General features: G+C 39.6%; 15 protein-coding genes. 1 reads left to right on the forward strand and 14 read right to left on the reverse strand.

What is annotated here, in order from left to right; all coding sequences use genetic code 11:
* Positions 1 to 37: 37 nt before the first annotated feature.
* The 3 genes from IGL07_RS07670 to IGL07_RS07680 all read right to left on the reverse strand — a co-directional run bounded on the left by IGL07_RS07670 (position 38) and on the right by IGL07_RS07680 (position 5369).
* Entirely contained in the window at positions 38 to 1216 is a 1179-nt protein-coding gene (locus IGL07_RS07670; RefSeq protein ID WP_010712506.1) for a pyridoxal phosphate-dependent aminotransferase, read from the reverse strand.
* A 161-nt stretch (positions 1217 to 1377) separates the two neighbouring features.
* Positions 1378 to 4068, reverse strand: coding sequence for an alpha-mannosidase (locus IGL07_RS07675; RefSeq protein ID WP_010712507.1), 2691 nt, complete (start codon positions 4066 to 4068; stop codon positions 1378 to 1380).
* An 11-nt stretch (positions 4069 to 4079) separates the two neighbouring features.
* On the reverse strand, positions 4080 to 5369 hold the full coding sequence (locus tag IGL07_RS07680) for a glycoside hydrolase family 125 protein (protein WP_002357422.1): 1290 nt from the start codon (positions 5367 to 5369) through the stop codon (positions 4080 to 4082).
* A gap of 156 nt (positions 5370 to 5525) precedes the next feature.
* On the opposite strand from IGL07_RS07680, the gene IGL07_RS07685 reads away from it, so the two are divergent.
* Positions 5526 to 6572 (forward strand): GntR family transcriptional regulator, encoded by a 1047-nt coding sequence (locus IGL07_RS07685; protein WP_010817336.1) that lies wholly within the window; start codon positions 5526 to 5528, stop codon positions 6570 to 6572.
* A gap of 48 nt (positions 6573 to 6620) precedes the next feature.
* Here IGL07_RS07685 and IGL07_RS07690 read toward each other — a convergent pair whose 3' ends face one another.
* From IGL07_RS07690 to IGL07_RS07740, 11 genes are all read right to left on the reverse strand, one after another.
* Positions 6621 to 7550, reverse strand: coding sequence for a LysR family transcriptional regulator (locus IGL07_RS07690; RefSeq protein ID WP_002374725.1), 930 nt, complete (start codon positions 7548 to 7550; stop codon positions 6621 to 6623).
* 18 nt (positions 7551 to 7568) lie between these two features.
* Positions 7569 to 8282, reverse strand: a complete 714-nt coding sequence (locus tag IGL07_RS07695) for a carbonic anhydrase (protein ID WP_029658973.1) — start codon at positions 8280 to 8282, stop codon at positions 7569 to 7571.
* Positions 8283 to 8464: 182 nt separating this feature from the next.
* Positions 8465 to 9097: an orotate phosphoribosyltransferase gene (pyrE, locus tag IGL07_RS07700; RefSeq protein WP_002357418.1), complete on the reverse strand. Its 633-nt coding sequence runs from the start codon at positions 9095 to 9097 to the stop codon at positions 8465 to 8467.
* Position 9098: 1 nt separating this feature from the next.
* On the reverse strand, positions 9099 to 9812 hold the full coding sequence (pyrF, locus tag IGL07_RS07705) for an orotidine-5'-phosphate decarboxylase (protein WP_010817338.1): 714 nt from the start codon (positions 9810 to 9812) through the stop codon (positions 9099 to 9101).
* Entirely contained in the window at positions 9802 to 10740 is a 939-nt protein-coding gene (locus IGL07_RS07710; RefSeq protein ID WP_002379493.1) for a dihydroorotate dehydrogenase, read from the reverse strand. Before IGL07_RS07710 ends, pyrF begins: the two co-directional genes overlap by 11 nt.
* Positions 10737 to 11528 carry a dihydroorotate dehydrogenase electron transfer subunit gene (locus tag IGL07_RS07715; protein ID WP_002365731.1) on the reverse strand — a complete coding sequence of 264 codons (792 nt, stop codon included), beginning with the start codon at positions 11526 to 11528 and terminating at the stop codon, positions 10737 to 10739. Before IGL07_RS07715 ends, IGL07_RS07710 begins: the two co-directional genes overlap by 4 nt.
* A gap of 107 nt (positions 11529 to 11635) precedes the next feature.
* A complete protein-coding gene (carB, locus tag IGL07_RS07720; protein WP_010706664.1) occupies positions 11636 to 14818 on the reverse strand; it encodes a carbamoyl-phosphate synthase large subunit in 3183 nt (1060 codons plus the stop codon).
* Positions 14818 to 15897 (reverse strand): carbamoyl phosphate synthase small subunit, encoded by a 1080-nt coding sequence (locus IGL07_RS07725; RefSeq protein ID WP_002360175.1) that lies wholly within the window; start codon positions 15895 to 15897, stop codon positions 14818 to 14820. The genes carB and IGL07_RS07725 overlap by 1 nt, the downstream gene beginning before the upstream one ends.
* 2 nt (positions 15898 to 15899) lie before the next feature.
* Entirely contained in the window at positions 15900 to 17183 is a 1284-nt protein-coding gene (locus IGL07_RS07730; RefSeq protein ID WP_002357412.1) for a dihydroorotase, read from the reverse strand.
* An 8-nt stretch (positions 17184 to 17191) separates the two neighbouring features.
* A complete protein-coding gene (locus tag IGL07_RS07735) occupies positions 17192 to 18118 on the reverse strand; it encodes an aspartate carbamoyltransferase catalytic subunit (RefSeq protein ID WP_002357411.1) in 927 nt (308 codons plus the stop codon).
* 13 nt (positions 18119 to 18131) lie between these two features.
* Entirely contained in the window at positions 18132 to 19412 is a 1281-nt protein-coding gene (locus IGL07_RS07740) for a solute carrier family 23 protein (protein WP_002357410.1), read from the reverse strand.
* Between the last annotated feature and the right edge of the window lie 2 nt (positions 19413 to 19414).

Below are 19414 nucleotides of genomic sequence, written 5' to 3' on the forward strand. Positions count from 1 at the left end.
AAATAAAAGGTAAAGGTGTGTAAAGAATCTATAAAGGCTAGTGCGTTACGCGTTGTGTCGCCATGTAATGTGCAATTCGTTCCATGGCCGTTGTTAATTTATCCATATCGGACGCATAACTAATTCGGACGTATCCTTCTGCTTCTGGACCAAAAGAAATACCTGGAATCAACGCTACTGCTTCTTTTTGCGCTAAATCAATACAAAATTTCATAGAATCTTGTTCATAACCAGTAGGAATCTTAGCAAAAATATAAAAGGCGCCATTTGGACGCGCAACCTCAAACCCCAATTGAGTCATCTGTTCATAAACAAAATCGCGCCGTTTCCGATACTCTTCTTTCATAATTTCAGCATCATGCATCCCTTCGATTAAGGCACGAACAGCCGCTTTTTGAGACACTGTTGCAGCCGCAGTAACTAAATACTGATGAACTTTAATAATCTCCGCTGTTAAAATCGCTGGTGCAAAAATAAAGCCAATCCGCCAGCCTGTCATGGCATGTGATTTCGACAAACCGTTAATTAAAATCGTTTGGTCACGTAACATTTCAGCAATCGAAACATGACTTTCATCATAAGTTAACTCACTATAAATTTCATCACTAATCACAAAAATGTCGTATTTTTTTAGAACATCAGCAATTGCTTGCAACTCTTGGCGGTTATAGGTGACACCAGTTGGGTTGCTAGGATAATTTAAAATAATTGCTTTGACTTGTTCCCCATGCTCGGCCATTGCCGCTTCAATCATTTCAGGGGTCAAGACAAAATCGTTGTCTCGTGTATCCAAATATACCGGCTCCGCCCCCGCCAATGTAATAATTGGTTCATACCCTGGGTAAATAGGTGCTGGCAATAGCACTTTGTTACCTTGTTCTAAAATTGCTAATAACGAAGCTGAAATCGCTTCTGTTGCTCCAACTGTTACTAAAATTTCTGTCGCAGGCTGGTAAGTCAAATGGTACTTTTCTTTCATAAAATAAGCGGCTGCTTCACGGACATCTAACAAACCAGACATCCCTGTATAATGAGAAAAATTCGCATCAATTGCTTCTTTGGCTGCTTTTTTGACATGCTCAGGTGTGTTAAAATCCGGCTCTCCTAGTGTTAATTTTAAAATACCTTCAATTCCTGAGACTTGTTCGTCAAATTGACGAATTAAAGAAACAGCAATTTTATTTACTTGACGATTAAAACGATTGGTTAAATCCATTTAGCTTCACTCCTTCAGTTGACGTTATAGTAGCACAAATTGACCGTAAAATGAATGATTTTCTCATTGTTTCGCTAGATTTTTATTATAAATATCTCAAAAAAACGGCAGAGAAGAAAATAGGAGAACTTTGTCCTTTTCAACAAAGTTCTCCTATTTATTTATTTTTCGAAACGCCATGTCCGAATTTCAAACGGACGTAATGGTGCATCAACTTCTATCGCTGGTGTCAACGGTTCTTCTAATACATTTGTTAAACAAGTCGCTGGTTGTGTCTCTTTGTGAAGTTCACAAGGAATATTTTGCGCTGTTAGATTAAAGCCACGAACGACTAAATGATTTGTTTGCTCTTGACGTTTAACGGCTGTCCAACCAATTGGTCCTTCTGCCGTTGTCAAGTAGACATGGTTCGGTGCTAGTTTACCTTCATGACGCGCAGTAGTAGCTGCAGTAAAAGGAATTTGTGCACTATAGGCTTGTTGATACGTAGCAAAGCGTTCTTCTGGTTTTCCATGCAATGACAAACCATATTTAAAGGTATATTCTCCTTGGCATTGTGCTTCTGGTGTCGCAAAATAGCCCCAATCACCTAGTTCCCCAACACAACGAATTAATGTGACCGCAATGGTTCCATCTGCCAAGACTTCATACTCATTTAAGCCTTCATTGAAGATAGTCACGCCTTTATTTTGGTCATGAACATTCACAAACGCTTGTTGGTGCTGCGGGTTTGTTGGATTTTCCCATGTGTCGCTTACTTGATTTGGTCGTGTCACGACTTCATAAATACTATCCGCTTCGTGTGTTTCTGTGACCATGCCAGTTGGGAAAAGCACGCGTAAACGATGATCTTTGATTTGATTGTTAATGGTTGTTTCAAAGAATAATTGGTTACTTTCTTTGATCATTGTAACCACTGTCGTTATTTCGAACGGGCGAAGCGTCGTTGAACGTTGTGCATGGCGTTCTCTAAACTCACGAACAGCCTTTTGTTCTTCTTCTAATCGTTCATCTGCCGCAACTGGTAACATGACGGTTTGTTTAATTTGATAACTTGCTTTTACAGGGGAATTTTCTTTATTCGTAATTTCAGCCGTTACATTTTCGGTTGTAATTCCTTGGTCTTCGGTCGGTTTGAAAAAGATATATTCATTCCCAATGTCGCCAGTATCTTCAAATGTTAACAATTTTGAAAATGTTTCTCCTGTTTTTTTGTCAGCAATGGTTAAGCTACCATTGTTTTCAATTTTCACTTGAATAAATTCGTTTTCCATTTCATTTATTGCTGGTTTAGCCAAAAGACTTCCTTCAAAAGCTTTCGTTTCTCCTTGAATCAATGCAAAGCTATCCCAAGAGAATGGCGCCATTTCTTTAACAGATAATTCGACCGTTAAGTATTTAGCCATGTATGGTTGACGGAAAGCATCTTTAGGTAAATCGTAACCAAAACGAACATCTTCTTTGACAATACGGCTTGCAACGGCTTTTCCAGTTGGATCAATCACTTGATAATCTGGGGTGGCTTTTTGCTTTAATTCATGATAAAGATCTTCCGGTTTTCCTGTATAAAATGGCAATCGTTCAATCTCCACTTCCACAGTGACAACCTCCGTTTTCTGATAGCCACTAGTATTAAATAAAACAAACGGGTGCGCTTTTTCTGGGAAAACACTTGTATCAATTGCTTCTGTTAATTGTCGTGTTGCTTCATCTGCTAAGAAATGCCCGACATCATTGGCATTTTCAAAGCGAGTCATCATGCCTCGGTGAACCTCGTCGACAGAACAGCCACAAATGCTATCGTGCGGATGGTTTTGAAGCAATGTTTTCCAAGCATAATCAAATTGGTCATGTGGGTAGTCGCCAGTTACTTCGTAAGCCATTGCTGCTAAAGGTTCTGCGATATTTTCTAATTGGCGTTGTACTTTTGTGTTCCACTGTTTTAAATAGACGCGAGCAGAAGAAGTATTGGCTAATGTGTACCAGCCATCCGTTTCTTGACTCGTTAATTCGCCTGTTACTGTTCCTAAATCTTCTGGTAACTCCTCTTGAACAGCTTTCAAATAGTCATCGAAATTGGAATGAATAAATTCATATTCTGGGAATAGTTCATTGGCTAAAGCGATGGCCTTAGTAATATCTCTTTGCACCGGTTGGTGGTCGACCCCATTCATCATCAATAAATGGTTTGTGGAAGCGTAACGTTCCACATCAGCCAATTTTTGTTTCCAAAAAGCGATTGCCGCTTCTTTTTCTGAAGGAATTTCGTTCCCATTACTATACCAGTTCGCAAAAAGCAAGCCGAAAATTTTCGTTTGATCAGGACCTTCCCACCACATTTCGGAATATTGTGAGCTATAGTCGCTTTCTAAGACTTGGTTATCAAAGCCAATCGGTTTCACCCCGCGTCCAAAGGCAGCCGCAGGCAGATTTGCTAATTGCATCATTTGAGGCGTTTGACCCATATTCCCAAATGTATCCGGGAAGTAACCTAATTGAACTGGTGCTCCCCATTTTTGACTTTCTAAATGCCCAATCAGCATGTTTCGAACATTGGATTCAGAGCTAATTAAAAAGTCATCTTGTAAAATATAAAATGGTCCGATTTTTAGTTTGCCTGCTTGGACAGCTTTTTTTACGGCTTCTTTTTTCTCTGGGCGAACTTGTAAATAGTCGTCTAAGATAATCGTTTGTCCATCTAAATGGAAACTGTTAAACTCTGGATCATTTTCAATTAAATCTAATACATTATCCACTAATTCAATTAAGCGCATATGATGTTCTTCATAAGGAAGATACCATTCACGATCCCAATGACTATGGGAAACAATATAGACTTTTTTCTTTGTCATCACTTTTCCTCCTATTTTTCCACTCGGATGTCAAAATAATCCATAACTAATTCACAAAACATCATATTAGCCCATGAAAACCATTCTCTTGTATAATTTTCAGGATTATCTACGTCAAAACCTTCATGCATCAAATGAGTCCCCGCATCTGTGGCAACTAATAAATCTAAAATTCGTTCTTTTTCTGCTTTATCTTTGGTTGTCATTCCTTCCATTGCTAAAGCAATCGGCCACACGTAATTTTCTGGTGTATGCGAGCTACCAATCCCTTTCGCGTATTTGCCTTCATAGAAGTAAGGATTTTCTTTACTTAATAAGGTTTGACGGGTTGTTAAATATTGTTCATCCTCTGTTGAACAATAGCCAAGATATGGAGCTGCTACTAAATTAGGAACATTACTGTCATCCATCACGCTTGCATTGCCTAAGCCATCCACTTCATACGCGTAAATCGTTTCGTTATTTTGATTTTTTGTTCGTCCAAATGTTTGGATGCCTTCTTCAATCTCTTCTTGTAATTTTTTAGCAATCGCCACAATCGTAGCATCTTCTAAAACATCAGAGAAAATTTCTTGAATATAGCCTAAAATTACGACTGCAAACATATTAGAAGGAACTAAGTAACCATATTGGCAGGCATCATCACTAGGACGGAAGCCTGACCATGTCATCCCTGTTTTGCCAACTGGTGTTCCTTTCCCTGCTTCAACCAACGTATCTTCTTGACGCCACGTATCTCGTTCAAATAAATAAGGTGACTGTGCGTGATCTTGTTCTGTTGTGAAAACGTTGAGAATTTTTTTGACGCCTTCCACAAAATCTGAATTAAATTGTTCGGTCATCCCAGTATTTTTATAAAGTAAATAGGCTAATTGGACCGGGTAACATAATGAATCAATTTCATATTTCCGTTCCCAAATCCAGCCATTCATTTCTGTCTTATCAGTTTGATGGCCTGCATGATTATCTGTTTCATTAAACGCATTGGCATAAGGATCAATGCAAATATAACGAAACTGGCGCTTAACCAAACCAGCAATCATTTGAGCAAGATCTTCGTCTTCTTTCGCAATCACTAAATAGGGACGAACTTGCGCTGTTGAGTCTCTCAACCACATTGCTGGAATATCGCCTGTTAATAAAAAGGTAGTACCATCTTCTTGACGTTTCACTGTTGTTAGTAAAGTATTGGCAAAGGCCGCCTGAAAGTTTTTTGCCCAATCTTGATGTGCTTCACCGCATTTTTCTGTAATTGTCTCCATAAATGTTGCTACGGATTTTGGAACTTCTGTATAAACCATTCTCGTCACCTCTTAAATTTGATATATCATTTCACAATTGAATTATAGCGTTTACATTTCACTTTGTCTAGTGATTTCGATCATTTTTTTCATTTTAAAACCAATTAATTTATGGTAAACTATAAATAAGATATATCTTATTGTGAGGTGAAATGAATGAAGCAACCATTATATCAACAAATTATTGATTATTTACAAAATGAAATTGATTCTGGGCGATTGCCTGTTGGAGCGCAAGTGCCTACCGAAAAAGAATTATCGGCTCAGTTTAACGTCAGTAGAATTACGTCCAAACGAGCGCTAACTGAATTGGAAACGCAAGGCATAATCCAACGTCACCAAGGAAAAGGAAGTTTTGTTCAAGCACCAAAGCATCCTCTCCATACTTCTTTAAATAAAGTTCTTTTTTTATTGCCTTTTGCAGACGATTTATCAGTAGGAAATTTCTATAGCGGTTTGGCCCCTACTATTCAAGCAGCTGGTTTAGAAGTCTTTATGACCTCGCCTAATTTTTTGAGAGAGAAAAATGCTGCGGACATTGTGAATGAATTTTCCGGGCTTGTCTATTATGCTGCTACTAGTAATGACTACCTCGACTTACTGTTCGAGTTGGCTTTGATGAATTTTCCAGTCGTTGTCTTGGATAAAAAGATCCATGATTTACCTTTTGCAACCATTCAATCAGACAACTTCGCTGGTGGTAAAACAGCAACCGAACGCTTAATTGGCTTAGGACATACGAAAATTGGATATATCCTTTCAGGAAGTCCAGCCCTACAATCCGTTCGGCAACGTTATTTAGGTTATCTCCAAGCTTTAAAAGAAGCCAATCTGGCGTTCCATACAGCAATCACAGAAACCAATCTCTTAGATGAACACAACTTTAAACAGTATTTTGAGGCGCACCAACTCACAGCCGTGGTCTGCGATAATGACTTCAGCGCGTTACATTGTTTACGAAACTGTAAAAACCTAGGTATTCATGTACCAGCGGAATTATCGATTATTGGTTTTGATGATATTCAAGCAGCAGCATTTGTCGAACCGCCATTAACAACCATGGCGCAAGACTTTAAAGAAATGGGAAAACTAGCTGGCGAAGTATTATTACAAACGATGCAACAGGATGTTCAAGTCATAGAAGACATTCAAGTGCCTGTCACATTAATTGAAAGAGAAACCATTTCTACTGTTTCAAAATGAGCCAAAAAAGAAGGAACTATCAGTCAAATCACTGATAGTTCCTTCTTTTTATTCCTTAGTGCTAAACATTTTGGTATCTACCTCTTTTTTAAACAACGCTTTTAGTTCTTTGATAAAGTAGCGACCAATCGGACTGATTTCCCGATTTTTGGGAAAGAGTAAACAAATACGATTTTCCAAGGCTGGCGCCAATGGTACTAACCGAATTTCTTTCTTCGTAAAACCCGTTACGACACCTGAACCAGAAGCATAAGCATTGGTTTCTACCAACAAATTCATCAAGGTTCCACGATCTGTCGTATGAATGACCGATTCCTGTTCAGGAATTTCAACTAAATCTTCAGAAAAATAGGAAAAATTGCTTCCTTCTTGATTAAAGCGAACTTGTGGATAGGGAACTAATTCTTCTAAATGAATTTCTTTTTGCTTGGCTAAAGGATGATGATTTCCTAAAAAAATGTGTGTATTAAAAGTACTAATTACCTCGTAGGCTAGATTAGCTTGTTCTAAATACCGTTCAATACTGACACTATTTTGTTCATTTAAATAAATAATCCCCAACTCACTGTGAAATCCTTTGACGTCTTCAATTACTTTTAAGGTCGTGGTTTCAAAGACACGAAAATCTTTATATTGATCCCCATACTTTTTAAGAACTTTGGCAATTACCTCACCTAAAAAATCGTAATGTTGCGAAGAGATGGAGAATCGTTCGCTGGTCACTGTCTCGCGATAGCGATTTTCCAATAACTCCATTTGAACTAAAACTTTCTCCGCTTGTTCTAAAAAAACCATTCCTTCTTCTGTTAAAAAAGCGCCCTTATTAGTACGTAAAAAGAGGGAAATCCCTAGTTCTTCTTCTAATTCCCGAATACTATTTGACAAGCTAGGTTGTGTAATAAATAGTTTTTTGGCTGCTTCCCGAAAACTCCCATTGTTAGCTATGGCAGCAACATACTTCATTTGTTGAATATTCAACACTTTTTCCTCCACACACTAATCATTTGAAAAATAAATCTTACGCCCATTCAACGGTTGAAGGGGCCGATTGTTAAAGGTCAACATACCTTCCTTGATCTTATTTAAAAAGGCTTGATCCATTTTTTGAATGGTATCAAATACAAACCATTTCACTGGACCCTTAGTTGGCGGTGTTGTTAACGAGCCTACATAATGGTAGTGTAGACGCTCCTCTGGTAAAAAGATTGACGGATTAAACCATTGTTGGTGCGTGCCGTTTTCCCAGTCCATCGGATGATTCGCTTCTGAAAAACGATTTTCTTCCTCTGTGATGGTAAACAGGCAACCGACAACTAAATTTTCGCCAGCATCGTTCATATGAACCAAATGGAATTCTAGCGGATACTGCTTTCCCGATAGCAAATGTTCGCTAGGCATATGAAAATGGATATCGGTTAAATGATACGCAACATTTTCAAACATTACGTAACTTTCCGTATTTGGTGGTACAAAATGAAACGTATTTTTGAATTCCTTTTCAGTGAATTCTTCTTTTTTATAATGAAACGTAATCTGAGAATTTACTGTCTCAGCACTTTCTTTTTCTAAAGCAATTGGCGATTGATAAGCAAACTTAGCACCTTCTGCAAACCAGTCACATAGCGTATGCCAATGTTCCGGTCCATCGTTACCTGTATAGCTCCATTCAACGTCCATATTTTTTATTTTTTTCATACACTCTTCCTTCATTTCCACATAGTAATCAGGTAAAACTCATGTTAAAACTCTATCCTAACATCTTTTCTACGTCAAACAAAAGAACTTAGATCATTACGCTCCTCGGCAAATGACCTAAGTTCTCCTACCGTTAAATCTGGTTACTGAAAATGACACTAAAAATCAGACGACAAGAACTATCTTTAGTTCAACGTTTATTTGCCCCAGTTTTCAGGATCTTTTTTCCATTCTTGTAATAAGGTAACATCTTTTTCTTCGATATAATTTGCTTCTAATGCAGCATCAATTAAAGTTGAATAATTGGTTAACGTTAGTAACGTCATCTGTTTATCTGCAAAATTTGCCGTTCCTTTGGGTAACTCATAAGTGAAGATTGCCGCAACGCCTAAAACCGTTGCTCCTTCACGTTCCGCCGCTTCTGCCGCTTCTAACACGCTACCGCCGGTTGAAATTAAATCCTCGATAACTACCATTTTTTGTCCTTCAGAAATTCGGCCTTCAATTTGATTCCCTTTGCCGTGATCTTTGGCTTTACTGCGGATATAAACCATTGGTAATCCTAAAATATCGGCTACCCATGCCGCATGTGGAATCCCTGCGGTAGCTGTCCCAGCAATCACTTCGACTTCTGGGAAAGTCTCTTTAATTTTTGCCGCTAAGCCTTCTGCAATTTCTTTACGCACGGCAGGATAACTCATCGTGATACGGTTATCACAATAAATCGGGCTTTTTATGCCACTAGCCCAAGTAAAAGGCTCATTAGGGTTTAAAAATACCGCTTCAATATCTAATAAATCTTTGGCAATCTTTTTTGCTACTTTTGTCATGTTACTTTCCGCTCCAGTCTTTTTTGATTTCTTGATAGGCTTCATAAGGATTTTCTGCTTGGGTAATAGGTCGGCCAACAACGATATATGTGGACCCGATTTCGCGAGCATGTTGCGGCGTAACGACCCGTTGTTGGTCACCTACTGCACTTCCTGCTGGACGAATACCAGGTGTTAAACAAATAAACGTCTGCTTGGTTGCTTCTTGAATACCACGTGCTTCTAATGCTGAACAAACCACGCCATCCAGCCCCGCTTTTTCCGCACATTTAGCATAATGAATGACACTTGTCTCTAAAGGAACGTTGATTAATTGATCATGGTGCATCTCTTCTTCACTAGTAGAAGTCAACTGGGTTACAGCAATTAACTCAGGAACCTTAGCGCCTGGCTGAGCCCCTTTGATTAGACCTTCCTTAGCTGCTTGCATCATTCGAACGCCCCCTGCTGCATGGACATTGGTAATGGCAACGCCTAATTTTGCTAAATTTGTCATCGCTTTTTCCACAGTATTCGGAATATCATGTAATTTTAAATCCAAGAAAACATCGTGTCCTTGTTCTTTAAGCCAGCGAACAATCGCTGGTCCTTCTGCGTAAAAAAGTTCCATCCCCACTTTAACAAACAAGGCTTCTTCCTTAGGAAATTTTTCTAAAAAAACAGCCACTTCTTTTTGCGTGGGAAAATCTAACGCAATAATTGGTCTATCGTGCATTTTGCTGCCCCTCTCTCACTTCTTTAATTAATTGTTCCAACGATTCAATGCCTAACTCTTCCATTCGCTTAGGTAATCCGTCAATCAACTTCGGACAAATGTATGGATCTGTAAAGTTGGCCGTACCAACCCCGACAGCGCTAGCACCTGCCATGAACATTTCCAAGACATCGTCCACTGTTTGAACACCGCCCATTCCAATAATTGGCAACTGAGAAACACTGGCGACTTGTCGGATTAAGCGAATGGCAACAGGTTTAATGGCTGGTCCAGATAGTCCACCAGTTTGATTGGCTAAAATAGGTTTTCTCGTTTTTAAATCAATGCGCATCCCTAGCAATGTATTAATCATAGAAAAACCGTCTGCGCCCCCTGCTTCAATTGCTTGGGCGATTGGCACAATGTCCGTTACGTTTGGTGATAGTTTAACATAAATCGGAACAGAGGCGACTTTTTTGACTGCTTGTGTTAATTGAAAAGCAACTTCTGGATCTGTACCAAAAGCTATGCCGCCATGTTTCACATTAGGACAGGAAATATTCAATTCAATTGCTTTGACGTTAGGCGCTTGCCCAATTTTTGCGCAAACAGCCACATAGTCCTCTTCGCAAGCACCTGCAACATTTGCGATAATCGGTAAGTTAGGGTATTTTTCTAATTTTGGTAATTTTTCTTGCATAACCACGTCTAAGCCTGGATTCTGCAATCCAATGGCATTTAGCATACCACTAGGTGTTTCAGCTACACGTGGTGTGGGATTTCCATATCGTGCTTGGGGTGTTGTTGCCTTAATCATAATTGAACCTAATTGATCAAGGTCATAATAGTTAGCATATTCTTCCCCGAACCCAAAGCAACCACTGGCGGGAATAATTGGATTTTTTAATGTTAAACCTGGAATTGAAACGGCTAAAGGATTTTTCATCATAAGATAACCTCACTTGCTTTAAAAATCGGACCTTCATCACAGACCTTGACACTTTTTGCTCCAGTAGTGTCTCCTTTTTTATGGCAAACGCAGGCATAGCAAGCCCCAATTCCACAGGCCATCCGTTCTTCTAAAGAAAGGTAAACGTGTGGATGTGTTGGAAATAAAGAATCAATTGCTTTTAACATACCATTCGCACCACAAGCATAAACTGCATCAGGGATCCGTCCTTTTGCTAACGCTTCTGACAATAAACGGCCCACGTTGCCATGAGCGCCAAACGAGCCGTCATCTGTGGCAAAATGTGTTTCTCCTAATGCCATAAATTCTTGTTGGTAATAAGCAACCTCTTTTGATGCATAACCAAGAAAATGAATCACTTTCACGCCTTTTTCATTGAGTTGTTTTGATAATTCATACAATGGGGGAATCCCGATTCCTCCGCCAACGATAAAAGCAGTTTGACCAGCTGCTACGGTAGTTATATCAAAGCCGTTTCCTAAAGGACCTAAAATATCTAATTGTTCACCAGCCTTCATGGTGGCAAACACTTCCGTTCCAGCGCCTTCGACTCGATAAATCAAACGACAGGTTTCGTTCGAATGATCAATTTGGTTGATGCTAATCGGTCGCCGCAAAAGTAAATCTGCACGCGGAACCTTGATATGCACAAACTGTCCAGGTCGTGTCATCTCTTTCACTAACTCGCCTTGTAAGTCTAACTGATAAATCCGTGGCGCTAACTGTTTTTGAGCTACAATGGTCATCATTTCTTGCTTTCTCTGCATCAGTATCCTTCACTCCTTTATTCTCTGATTCCCCTATAAATGATTTTCTATTTCTTCGTAAAAGAATCTGGAACAGTCCTCCTCAGACGATTGTTCCAGATTTTTGCTTAAATGGCTTCTGTCGTAAAGGCTCTTGATTCTAAAACTTTTAAAATCGCATTCGCTGTGTCAAGTGAGGTAAACAATGGAATCCCATGTTCGACTGCTTCCCGACGGATTGAAAACCCATCTTGGTTGGCACTGGAACGATTTTTATCCATAGTATTGATTACCACTTGCGCATTCCCGTTGCGAATGACATCCAGCACGGTTTCCCCTTCAGGATTAGAAATTTTCGTCACTTTCTTAACAGGCAACTGATGCTTCGCTAAAAAGTCAGCGGTTCCTTCCGTTGCGACTAAACTATAGCCAATTGCTGAAAAACGCTTAGCGATTTCTAACGCCTCTTCTTTTGTTTCATCAGCAATGGTGAAAAGTACAGCCCCATAACTTGGCAAATGCAAGCCAGATGCTTCAAAGGCTTTATACAAGGCTTTTTCTAAATAATAATCACTACCCATAACTTCCCCGGTTGATTTCATTTCAGGCCCTAAGTACGTATCTACTTTTTGTAGTTTCGTAAAGGAGAATACAGGGGCTTTCACATGAACTTGTTTACTTTCAGGATATAACCCGTCTTGATATCCTAGGTCAGTCAGTTTCTCACCAAGAATCGCTTTTGTAGCAACTTGGGCCATCGGAATCCCTGTAATTTTACTTAAGAAAGGAACTGTTCGACTCGCACGAGGATTCACTTCAATCACATAAACACGATTTTCATGAATAACAAATTGAATATTCATCATGCCTACACAGTTTAAACCAAGTGCCAGTTTTTTTGTATAATCGGCAATCGTTGCCTGAATTTCTTGAGAAAGATACTGCGGCGGATAAACCGCCATTGAATCACCAGAATGCACGCCAGCTCGTTCAATATGTTCCATAATCCCTGGAATTAGTACTGTTTCACCATCACAAATGGCATCAACTTCACATTCCTGTCCCAATAAATAGCTATCAACCAAGACAGGATGTTCTGGAGAAGCTTTGACTGCGTGTCGCATATAATCTTCCAAATCCTTTTGATTTTCGACAATTTCCATTGCACGACCACCTAAAACATAACTTGGACGCACTAAAACGGGATAGCCGATACGATCAGCAATCACGACTGCTTCTTCTGCACTTGTGGCTGTATCTCCTGGTGGTTGAGGAATCGCTAACTCTTGCAAAGCTTGTTCAAATAAATCACGATTTTCCGCACGATCTAAATCTTCAATCGTTGTTCCAAGAATTTTAACGCCTTGTTTTGTGAGCGGCTCAGCTAAATTAATAGCTGTTTGTCCACCAAATTGGACGATCACGCCAATCGGATTTTCTAAATCAATCACATTCATGACGTCTTCTAAAGTTAATGGCTCAAAGTATAATTTATCAGAAACAGAGAAATCTGTTGAAACTGTTTCAGGATTACTATTCATAATAATTGCTTCATAACCAGCCGCTTGGATCGCTTTGACAGAATGAACCGTTGCATAATCAAACTCGACCCCTTGACCAATGCGAATGGGACCAGAACCTAATACTAGTACAGAAGGCTTTTTCGAAACATTGCTTTCGTTTTCCACTTCATACGTGCTATAAAAATAAGGCGTGTGTGATTCAAACTCTGCAGCACACGTATCCACCATTTTATAGACGGGCACAATTTGATTGGCTCTGCGGAAGTCAGCGATGGCTTGTTCTGTTTGTCCCCAAAGTGCTGCGATTTTCCGATCAGAAAAGCCATTTTGTTTGGCTTCTTTCAAGACAGCTACGTTGTCCACGTGACTTTCAAGGGCCGTTTCAATTTCGATAATGTGTAAAAGTTTATCCAAGAAGAATAAATCAATTTTCGTTAAACTTTGCAATTCTTCAATGCTATATCCTCTGCGAATGGCTTCTGATAAGTAGAACAATCGATCATCTTGCGCATGGACCATTTTCTTCGTTAATTCCAAATCACTGACATGACTTAGTTCTGCTAACTCGTTGTGATAAGCACCAATTTCTAAAGAACGAACTGCTTTTAATAAGGATTCTTCAATATTGCGGCCAATTGCCATGACTTCCCCGGTTGCTTTCATTTGCGTTCCTAGTTCTCGAGCACCTTTTTCAAATTTATCAAAAGGCCAACGAGGAATTTTGGAAACAACATAGTCCAAAGCCGGTTCAAATTCGGCATAAGTGGTTCCAGTAACTGGATTTTTCATTTCATCTAATGTTAAACCAACAGCAATTTTTGCAGCTAACTTCGCAATGGGATACCCTGTGGCTTTACTAGCAAGTGCAGATGAGCGAGAAACACGAGGATTCACTTCAATCACATAATAATTAAAACTATGCGGATCCAAAGCTAATTGAACATTACAGCCACCTTCAATTTTTAATGCACGAATAATTTTCAAGGACGCATCTCGCAACATTTGGTATTCATAATCTGATAAGGTTTGACTCGGAGCAAAAACAATCGAATCCCCAGTGTGAATGCCGACAGGATCAAAGTTTTCCATGTTACAAACCACAATCGCATTATCAGCCGAGTCACGCATCACTTCATATTCAATTTCTTTAAAACCAGCAATACTTTTTTCAATTAAACATTGTGTAACTGGTGATAATTTCAGACCATTTTCAGCAATTTGGCGGAGTTCTTCTTCCGTATCGCACATGCCGCCGCCTGTTCCACCTAAGGTAAATGCGGGACGAACGATAATTGGATAGCCAATTCGTTTGGCAAAAGCCACGGCTTGTTCCACCGTATTGACAATTTCACTTTCTGGAATCGGTTGTTCTAATTCTTCCATCAATTGTTTAAATAAATCACGGTCTTCCGCTTGGTCAATCGCACTGAGCTTTGTTCCTAGCAATTCTACATTTAGCTCATCTAAAATTCCTGATTCCGATAATTCCATCGCCATATTTAATCCAGTTTGACCACCTAATGTTGGTAGAAGAGCATCGGGACGTTCTTTCCGCAAAATTCTTGAGACAAATTCTAAAGTAATCGGTTCAATATAAACATGATCCGCGATTTCTTTATCGGTCATGATGGTCGCTGGATTTGAGTTTACTAAGACAACTTCATACCCTTCTTCTTTTAGCGCTAAACAGGCTTGTGTGCCTGCATAGTCAAATTCTGCTGCTTGTCCAATAATGATTGGTCCTGAACCAATCACCATGATTTTCTTGATGTCCGTTCGTTTTGGCATTAGTTTTGCTCCTTCCATGCATCCATTAATTCCATAAATTCGTCAAATAAATGAAGACCATCGTGCGGTCCTGGAGCCGCATCTGGGTGATATTGCACAGTAAAAGCTGGATAATCTCGATGACGCACGCCTTCAACCGTTCCATCATTGACTTCCACGTGGGTCACAAGTAATTTTTCTGGATCAATTGTTGCTTCATCCACGGCATATCCGTGATTTTGTGAAGTGAAATCAATGCGTCCTGTTGCAATTTCTCGTACAGGATGATTCAAACCGCGATGTCCAAACTTCATCTTATACGTATCCGCACCATTCGCTAATGAAAATAACTGATGACCTAAGCAGATGCCGAAAATTGGAACTTTTCCTTGGATTGCTTGAATCATTTCAATAGCTTCAGGTACATCTTTGGGATCTCCAGGCCCATTTGTCAACATGACACCATCGGGACTTAATTCTAAAATCTCTTCGGCCGTTGTATTATAAGGCAACACGGTTAAGTTGCATTGCCGTTTTGATAATTCTCGCAAAATACTATGTTTCAACCCAAAATCAACGACGACTACATTACGCCCAATACCTGGACTCGGATAAGGCTTAGTGGTGGAGACTTGTGCCACTTGATTTTTCGGCATGACTGTCGCTTTTAATTGATCAAACGCATGCGGCAAATCATCCACGGCATCAATGATGCTCCCTTTCATTGTTCCAGCTGATCGTAATTTACGAGTCAGTGCACGCGTATCAATTCCTGAAATTCCCGGAATCCCTTTGCGCTTTAAAAATTCATCCAAGGTCATTTGTTGACGCCAATTTGAAGCAACCCGCGCATGCTCTTTAACAATGACACCTTTACAGGTTGGTGCAATGGATTCATAATCATCTCGGTTGACCCCGTAATTTCCAACTAATGGATACGTAAAAGTAATCATTTGTCCATTAAAACTTTGGTCAGTAATTGCTTCTTGGTAACCTGTCATGCCAGTAGTAAAAACAACTTCTCCTACTACATTGCCTTCTGCACCAAACGCTTTTCCTTCAAATACTGTTCCGTCTTCTAAAATCAATAACCTTTTCAAACCTACTGCGCCTCCTCCGACCAAGCTAATGCTCCGTCAACAAATGTCATAAGTGTCTTTCCTTTGACTGTCCACCCTGTAAATGGTGTATTGACAGCCATTGATTCAAATGCTTCTGCATCAATTGGTGCAGCTGTTGCTAAGTCAAAAACTGCAATATCTGCTGGTGCACCAATTGTTAGTGTTCCTGCGTTTAATCCAAAAATTTCTGCCGGTTTCACTGCCATCCAATCAATCACTTGTTCTAATGTGAAAATGCCTGTTTCGACAAAGTTCGTATAAATCAATTGGAAGGCCGTTTCACTACCGACAATACCAAAAGGTGCGTTTAAAAATGATTGTTGTTTTTCTTCTAAACCATGGGGCGCGTGGTCGGTAGCAATACAGTCAATCGTGCCATCTAACAAGCCGTCAATCAATGCTTGTCGATCTGCTAAACCACGTAATGGCGGGTTCATTTTCCAAAACCCTTCGTCACCAGGAATATCCTCATCGACTAAAATTAAATGGTGTGGCGAAACTTCGGCTGTTACGTGAATCCCTGCTTTTTTAGCATCTCGAATAACGCGCACGCTTTCTTCTGTTGAAACATGACAAACATGATAATGAACGCCTGTTTCTTTTGCTAAAGTAATATCCCGAGCAATTTGTGAAGCTTCCGTTGCACTTAAAATCCCTGGTAGGCCTAATTTCTTAGAAACTTCTCCTTCATGCATCACACCACCAAATAATAAAGATTCATCTTCCGTGTGCGCAACAAGCGCCATATTTAATGCAGCCGCTTCTTTCATGGCTAGGTACATCGTTCCTGCCGTTTGGACACCAACACCATCATTCGTAAATGCAAAGGCGCCCGCTTCCTTTAAGGCCTTCTGATTGGTTAAAACTTCACTCCGTAGCTCTTCTGTAATGGGGGCATATTGTAAAACTTTCACGACTGCATCTTTTTGAATTAAGTCGTAAACCTCACTTAATTTTTCAGCCGTATCTGGTACTGGATTCAAATTGGGCATTGCGCAAACCGTAGTAAAACCACCGCGAGCAGCAGCTTTACTACCCGTTTTAATCGTTTCTTTATACGTAAAGCCTGGCTCTCTAAAGTGAACATGCACATCGACCAAGCCTGGCGTGATTAGTTGCCCGTTCGCATCAAACACTTGCTCAAAATCTGCTTCGTCAAACGATTCCCCGATTGCGTGAATCACACCATTTTCTAGCCAAAGTGCTGCCTCAATCAATTGATTCTCTTTTTTGATGATTTTTCCATTCTTAATTAACGTCTTCATTTCTCCACCTAGGCCTTTCCATGTAAAATTGCTTCTAAAATTGCCATGCGCATAAAGACTCCGTTACTCATTTGCGCGACGATTCTTGATTGCAGACTTTCCACTAATTCATCTGCCAGTTCAACATCCCGATTGACTGGCGCTGGATGCATAATAATTGCGTGTTTCTGTAAACGAGTTGCCCGTTCGTTGGTTAAACCATATTCCAAATGATAGCCTTCTTTTGAAAAACTTTCCTTACCATCATGACGTTCGTGTTGCACGCGAAGCAACATCATCACATCGACTTTTTCAACAATTTCATCTAATGGCACATATTGTCCATAGACATCAAACTGATGATCATACCACTCTTCTGGACCTGAAAAATAAATTTCAGCGCCTAAACGGTTTAATAACTGCATATTTGATTTAGCAACGCGAGAATGTGTAATATCTCCCACAATCGCCACTTTCAAGCCTTCAAATCCACCAAATTCTTCATAAATAGTCATCAGATCCAATAAACATTGTGTAGGGTGTTGTCCACTCCCGTCCCCACCGTTAATAATAGAACATTGAATCGTTTTACTTTGAATCAATTCATCGTAATAATTTTCTTTACCATGACGAATGACTGCTACATCTACACCAATTGCCGACATCGTTAGTACTGTGTCGTATAATGTTTCTCCTTTTTGAACAGAACTTCTACTTGCTTCAAACTCAATCACTTCTAAGCCTAATTTTTTCTCAGCTACCTCAAAACTTTTATGTGTTCGAGTACTATTTTCAAAAAACAAGTTTGTTGCAAAATATTGACGTTCTTCTGGGTGCCATTTTGCCCCCTGTTTAAATTCTCCTGCGCGACGGATTAACCCCATGACTTCACGGTCGGTTAAAGCCTCAGCAGTTAAAAGATGTTTTAAACTAATTCGTTCAGATGTAATAATCATTCGTCCAGTCCTCCTACTGTTCTTCGCTACGTGCGTTTTCCGGTAAAATTAAATTCAAAACAATTCCTAAGACGGTTGCTAATGCCATTGAAGACAATTCAAAGGTTCCTACTTTGAAGACTAAGCCACCAATGCCGATAACTAAAATTACTGAAGCAATCAATAAATTCTTTTTCTTATCAAAATTAATCTTATTATCGATTAAGATTTTCAAACCACTTGCGGCAATCACACCGAACAAGACGAAACTAATTCCTGAAATAACTGGTCCTGGGATACTTAGAATCAAGGCACTTAATTTTCCAACAAAGCCTAAAGCTACAGCGAACACCGCGGCTCCACCAATTACGAAGACACTGTGTACTCTTGTAATTGCCAGCACGCCGATATTTTCACCATAACTTGTAACTGGCGGTCCACCAACAAAACCTGCTACAATTTGCGCTAAGCCATCTCCCATTAAAGTTTTAGATAAGCCTGGGTCTTGGAAAAAGTTGCGCTTGGTTAATTTATTCAAGACCATTAAATGACCAATATGTTCTGTCATTGTTACAAAAGCAATTGGTGCCATTGTTGTAATGGCATTTAAATACAATTTCGGTTCATATTGAACAAAAGGTACTTCAAAATTAGGTAAAGCAAACCACGCAGCTTCTTTAATAGGGGTTAAATCAATAATTCCGAAAGCTAAAGCGACCAGGTACCCACTAACAATTCCCAAAAGAATTGGAATTAATCCTAGGAAACCTTTGAAAAACATGTTGTAAAAAATGGTTAAGCCTAAAGTAATTAAGGCTACGGCAATATATTTAAAATCATAAACGTTGTTGTTATACATTGCGTTATTTGCGGCATTAGCTGCCAAGCCTAAACCGATAACCATCACGACAGGTCCTACAACGATAGGCGGTAAAATTTTATCCAACCAGTCGGAACCAATTTTTTTAATGATTAATGAAACGATTAGGTATACCAAGCCGGTTGTCATAGCACCTTGGGCAATGGCTGGATAACCATCACTCTTCATTAACATCTGCATGGCTGCAATAAAAGCAAAGCTACTGCCAAGATAAGCGGGGATTTTTCCTTTTGTAGTAATCAGATAGACCATTGTTCCTAATCCTGAACTGACTAACGCAATCCCTGGGTCAATTCCCACTAAGATTGGTACTAAAACCGTTGCGCCAAACATCGTAAATAAATGTTGTAAACTTAGGCCAACCCAGTGAAAAGCTTGCGGTCTGTCTTTAATATCTAAGACTGCATCCTCATTTCGAAATTCTTTTTCTGACAACG

Origin of the sequence: Enterococcus sp. DIV1368f (genome assembly GCF_051712245.1) — a bacterium.
Lineage (GTDB): Bacteria > Bacillota > Bacilli > Lactobacillales > Enterococcaceae > Enterococcus > Enterococcus faecalis.